The organism is Actinomadura sp. NPDC000929 (assembly GCF_040492065.1).
In the GTDB taxonomy this organism is placed as follows: domain Bacteria; phylum Actinomycetota; class Actinomycetes; order Streptosporangiales; family Streptosporangiaceae; genus Spirillospora; species Spirillospora verrucosospora.
The window spans coordinates 1-3362 of sequence record NZ_JBEUPA010000294.1 but is presented as its reverse complement, the minus strand read 5'-3'; the positions used below and the strand labels follow the sequence as shown (position 1 = coordinate 3362).

At 71.3% G+C, this 3362-nt stretch carries 4 protein-coding genes; 2 read left to right on the top strand and 2 right to left on the bottom strand.

Annotated elements, in window-relative coordinates:
* Positions 1-174: 174 nt before the first annotated feature.
* Together ABWI04_RS42220 and ABWI04_RS42215 are read right to left on the bottom strand one after the other, a co-directional pair.
* Positions 175-984 carry an acyltransferase gene (locus ABWI04_RS42220; RefSeq protein WP_353835920.1) on the bottom strand — a complete coding sequence of 270 codons (810 nt, stop codon included), beginning with the start codon at positions 982-984 and terminating at the stop codon, positions 175-177.
* Positions 985-1093: 109 nt separating this feature from the next.
* Positions 1094-1570, bottom strand: a complete 477-nt coding sequence (locus ABWI04_RS42215) for a hypothetical protein (RefSeq protein ID WP_345187093.1) — start codon at positions 1568-1570, stop codon at positions 1094-1096.
* Between the two features lie 187 nt (positions 1571-1757).
* Between ABWI04_RS42215 and ABWI04_RS42210 the strand changes: the two genes are divergently transcribed.
* Both ABWI04_RS42210 and ABWI04_RS42205 read left to right on the top strand, forming a co-directional pair.
* Positions 1758-2282 (top strand): peptidylprolyl isomerase, encoded by a 525-nt coding sequence (locus ABWI04_RS42210; RefSeq protein ID WP_345187095.1) that lies wholly within the window; start codon positions 1758-1760, stop codon positions 2280-2282.
* A 71-nt stretch (positions 2283-2353) separates the two neighbouring features.
* The gene (locus tag ABWI04_RS42205; RefSeq protein ID WP_353835919.1) at positions 2354-3250 is read left to right on the top strand and encodes a rhomboid family intramembrane serine protease; all 897 of its coding nucleotides are present in this window, start codon (positions 2354-2356) and stop codon (positions 3248-3250) included.
* Positions 3251-3362: the final 112 nt, after the last annotated feature.

Sequence of the window (3362 nt, the reverse complement as noted above, 5' to 3'; positions counted from 1 at the left end):
ACATCGATGCGAGTGCGAGCAGCCGTTCGACCTCCTCTCGAGACACCGGAACCTGGCGGAAGGCCCGCACGGACCGGCGCGTGCGAAGGGCCTCTATGATCGACGACCGAAGAGCCCCGCACTCGCGTGCGGGGCTCTTCGCTTTCCGGGTGCGGGGGCGGCGGGGCGCGGCGGTCAGCCGGCCTCCTCGCTGAGGACGTCGCCGTCGCGGGCGGCGGACTCGGCGCGCAGCCTGTCCTGGAGGATCTGCAGGCCCTCCAGGCCGTCCACCGAGAGGGCCGCGAGCTCGTCCAGCGACATCAGGGGGTCGGTGCGCAGGGGCGGCTGCCAGCCGCTCTCCTTGTCGTGGCTGCGCAGGATCTTGGCCGGGACGCCGCCGATGACCGAGTGGTCGGGGAACTCGCCGCGGACGACGGCGCCGCCGGCCACCGCGACGTTGCGGCCGAGGCGGGTGCCGGGAAGGATGATGGCCCCGGTGCCGATCCAGCAGCCGTCCCCGATCACCACCGGGTTGTTCTCCGGCCACTGCCGCCCGATCGGGGTGTGCAGGTCGCCGTAGGTGTGGTTCTGGTCGGTGATGTAGACGTTCGGGCCGGTGAAGACGTCGTCGCCGATCTCGATCGACTGGTGGCCGACGATGTGGGTGCCGCGGCCGAGCGAGCAGCTCCCGCCGATCCGGACGATGACGTCCGGCCCGAGGTCGAGGCCGGGCACGAACCCGGCGGAGATGGTGACGTGCGTGCCCACCAGCGTGTGGTCGCCGATCGAGATCCAGGGCTCGCCGTAGATCGCGCCGGTCGGGAAGCCGATGCAGGCGCCCTCGCCCAGGTAGGCGAAACTGCGGCGGCCCGGCGTGTGCGGGGTGATCTCCCCGTGCCGCTGGATCCATTCCCAGGCGCGGTGCACGGCCGTGTGCACGCCCTGGCGCGCCCGCTGCTTCGCGCGGACCGCCAGCACCTGCCGCAGGGGGCGTTTCGGCGACATGGCGTTCACCGTACCGGGTGGTAGCAACTCCCGTCCGCACCGGGACGGCGAAGGGCCCGGCCGCGGTGCGGCCGGGCCCTCACCCGTGCTTCCAGCGCGTTCGCAGGCCTCAGTGCGGTGAATGCACCTGGCCGTCCGCGTCGGCGCCGCTGACCGTCATGGAGTCGGCCGAGGTCGCGCTGCCGGAATGCTCACCCGACCCCTTGGCCATGTCGCGGACGGCGCCGCGCCGCGTGGCCACCGCGCCGGCCACTCCGACGGCGGCGACCACCCCCACCATCGCCATGACGGCGCCGCGCCCGGACTTCGCCGCCGACTTCGGCGGTTCCACCCGCCCCGCGACATCGCTCAGGAACGAGCTCACCCGCGGGGCGAGCCCGGTCTCCACGTACCGGGCCGCATGACGCAGCCTCGGTGCGCTCCAGCCACGGGCGACCATCACGCGTTCGTTCGCGATGGGCCCGATCCGCTCGGCCGCGCCCGCGGCGCCCTGACGGCACGCGTCGACGCCCTGGCGGGCCGCCTGCTGGACGCGGCCGAGCCGGTCGACGACCTCGTCCTGCGGCTTCCGGCGGATATTGATCATTAGGGACACGCTAACCTCCCTGTTTGCGAGGTCCTGTCAGGCAGCCTTCCCAGCGAACGGGAGGTAAACACCGCGACCGTGACGAGCCTTCAACGGAAAGTGACGGATCCGGGCCTGGCCGGGACCCCGCACCGCACGTCACCGAACCCGTCGACGTCAAAGAATCCACCAAGAGGAGGCGGCCAGCGTGGCCAACGAGATCTTCGCGACGCTCACCACGTCGCTGGGCAAGATCGTCATCCAGCTGTACCCGGAGCACGCGCCCGAGACCGTGGCGAACTTCGTCGAGCTGGCGGAGGGCACCCGCACCTGGACCGACCCGCGCACCGGCCAGAAGTCGGACGCGCCGCTCTACAACGGAACGATCTTCCACCGGGTCATCGACGACTTCATGCTCCAGGGCGGCGATCCGCTCGGCACCGGCACCGGCGGCCCCGGCTACCAGTTCAAGGACGAGTTCCACCCCGACCTGAAGTTCGACCGCCCGTACCTGCTGGCGATGGCGAACGCGGGGCCCGGCACCAACGGCTCCCAGTTCTTCATCACGACGAACGTCGCGCACACGCGGCACCTGACCGGCCGGCACACCATCTTCGGCAAGGTCATTGAGGGCACCGACGTCGTCGACCGCATCAGCAAGGTCGAGACCGGGCGGGGGGACCGCCCGAAGGAGGACGTCGTCATCGAGTCGGTGACGATCGAACGCCGTTAGACGTTGTCACGGTGAGACCCCGCCACGGGTGAGCCGAGCGCCCGCCGCACGTAAGGCCCACGGAGCCACTGATGAGCACAGACCAGAGTCCCGTTCCCGAGACCTCGGTGCCGACCTGCTACCGGCATCCGAGCCGCGAGACGTATGTGCGCTGCACCCGATGCGACCGCTTCATCTGCCCGGAGTGCATGCGGGACGCGGCGGTGGGGCACCAGTGCGTGGAGTGCGTCGCCGAGGGCAACCGGGGGGCCCGCAAGGCGGTCCCCCGGACGGTCCTCGGCGCGCGGGGCGGGGCGACGGCCGTGCCGATCGTCACCTACACGCTCATCGGCGCGTGCATCGCGGCGTACCTCGCCGAGCTGGCGTCCTGGCGCGTGGTCTGGGAGTTCATGATGCTCGGCCAGGGGGTGCTGCCCGGCGGGCAGGTCGGCGGGGTCGCCGAGGGCGAGTGGTACCGGCTGTTCACCACGATGTTCCTGCACCAGCGCGGCGGGTCGTTCGGCATCACCCACATCCTGTTCAACATGTGGGCGCTGTGGGCCGTCGGTCCCGCGCTGGAGCAGGTGCTCGGACGGTGGCGCTTCCTCGCCCTCTACGTGCTGTCGGGGCTCGGCGGCTCGGTGCTGCTGTACCTGGTCGGGTCCCCGCACGACTCGGCGGTCGGCGCGTCCGGGGCCATCTTCGGACTGTTCGGGGCGTACTTCGTGATCGGCCGCAGGCTCGGCGGGCCGGTCGGCCCCATCGTGGTCCTGCTGGTGATCAACCTGGTGATCACGTTCTCGGTGCCGGGCATCTCCTGGCAGGGCCACGTCGGCGGCCTGGCGGTGGGGGCGGCGCTGGCCGCGGCCTACGCCTACGCGCCGGAGGCGAGGCGCCGGCTGGTGCACCTCGGCGCGCCGCTGGTCATGCTGGCGCTGCTCGCGGGGCTCGTGGTGCTCAGAACGACCGAACTGAGCCCGGCGATGTAGCCGTGCGCGGGATGGCCGACCTGGTTGAACACGGTTAGGAGGGGTTTACAGCTCTCCGATTCAGAGGGGGATCTCATGGCAAGGCGTAGAGAGCACCAATCCGCGCCGATGC